This is a genomic window from Acidimicrobiia bacterium, from assembly GCA_016650365.1.
GTDB lineage: Bacteria > Actinomycetota > Acidimicrobiia > Spongiisociales > JAENVV01 > JAENVV01.
The window spans coordinates 1-1,535 of the sequence record JAENVV010000094.1 but is presented as its reverse complement, the minus strand read 5'-3'; the positions used below and the strand labels follow the sequence as shown (position 1 = coordinate 1,535).

General features: G+C 60.6%; 2 protein-coding genes. Both read left to right on the top strand.

Annotation, left to right across the window (positions count from 1 at the left end):
• Window positions 1-154: hypothetical protein (locus tag JJE47_05310; protein MBK5266834.1), on the top strand; the 154-nt coding region annotated here is incomplete at its 5' end.
• 69 nt (window positions 155-223) lie between these two features.
• Window positions 224-1,389 (top strand): IS3 family transposase gene (locus JJE47_05305; protein MBK5266833.1). Its coding sequence is split into 2 segments (ribosomal slippage): window positions 224-470 and window positions 470-1,389, totalling 1,167 coding nucleotides; the frame shifts between segments, so codons are not numbered across the junction.
• Window positions 1,390-1,535 lie beyond the last annotated feature (146 nt).

The following is a 1,535-nucleotide window of genomic DNA, read 5'->3' as shown; positions in this document are numbered from 1 at the left end:
CGTGAAGACAGTGCAGGTGGCCAGCGAGGCGTACTTCGCCCAGAACAACGCCTACGCGGCAACCATCGCCACCCTCGCCACTGGCTTCCTTCAGTCGGTACCCAAGACCATCGATCAAGACGCGACCAAGGGTGTCACATACACCTTGGAGTGAGGGATTGATCTCGGATAGGTGCCCCAAAGGATAGGATTCTTTGGGTCGTCTAGAAAGAAGGAAGATCCGATGGCGCCACGTAGTTTCAGTGAAGAGTTCAAAGCGGAAGCGGTTCGCGCTGTGGTCGAATCGTCGCGGATGGTCTCGACCGTCGCGAAGGAACTGGGGATCGGTTCGGAGACGTTACGAACGTGGGTGAATAAGTATCGGCGTGAGCATGCCGGTGAGGAGCCTGTTCTGTCGGAGTCGGAACGGGTCGAGTTGGCGCGGCTTCGTAAAGAGATCCGGGAAATGAAGATGGAGCGTGAATTCCTGGGAAAAGCGGCGGCCTTCTTCGCGAAGGAGTACCGGTGAGCGCCAAGTATGGGTTCATCTGCAGCGAAGAAGGCCACTATCCGACCGTGTCCATGTGCTGGTGGGCGAGGGTGTCCACGTCGGGCTACTACGACTGGCGGAGCCGACCAGCCTCGGCGACCGAGCTGTGGCGAGACGCGCTGGGGGTGTTGATCGAGTGGCTGTTCACCGACTCCGACGGCACCTACGGCTACCGCAGGATCCACGCCGCCCTGGCCCGGGCGGGTCGCTGGTGTGACTCACAAACCGTTCGTTCGATCATGCGGGAACGTGGGCTGGTGGCAGTCCAGCCGAAACGCAAAGGCCCGAAGACCACGCTCAGCTCTGATGCCGGCACACTGCCGGACCTGCTGAAGCGTGACTTCACCGCGGCCGTGCCGGGCACCAAACTCGTCGGGGACATCACCTACATCGACACCTGGCAGGGTTGGGTGTACCTGGCCACCGTGTTGGACTGCGCCACCAAGAAGGTGGTCGGGTACGCGATGGCCGACCACATGCGCACCTCGCTCGTGATTGACGCGTTAGCGATGGCCGTCAAGAACGGCCACACCACACCCGAGGCCACCATTTTTCACTCCGACCGCGGAACCCAATACACATCGGCCGAGTTCGCCACCTACACCGGCCAGGTCCAGATCATCCGATCCGTGGGCCGGACCGGCATCTGTTATGACAATGCGTGGGCTGAATCATTCAACGCCACCCTGAAGAAAGAACGAGTCTATCGGACCAGTTACCCGACCCGCCGGCACGCCATCAAAGACATTGCCCGCTGGATCGAGCTACGTTACAATCAGAAGCGGTTGCACTCGGCGCTCGGGTACCGAACCCCGAACGAAGCCGAACAAGACTGGCATCAAACCCAATCCGCAGCCTAAACAACCAACAGAACACCAATCCGAGAAACGCCCGGCACTCCAGGCACACCGGCAGTCACACCATGCTCACCCACAGAATCGCCGCTCGGCCCATCCCAAAAACACGGAAACCGTCACCCACGAATGCGCGTCGGCGGATCGAGGCT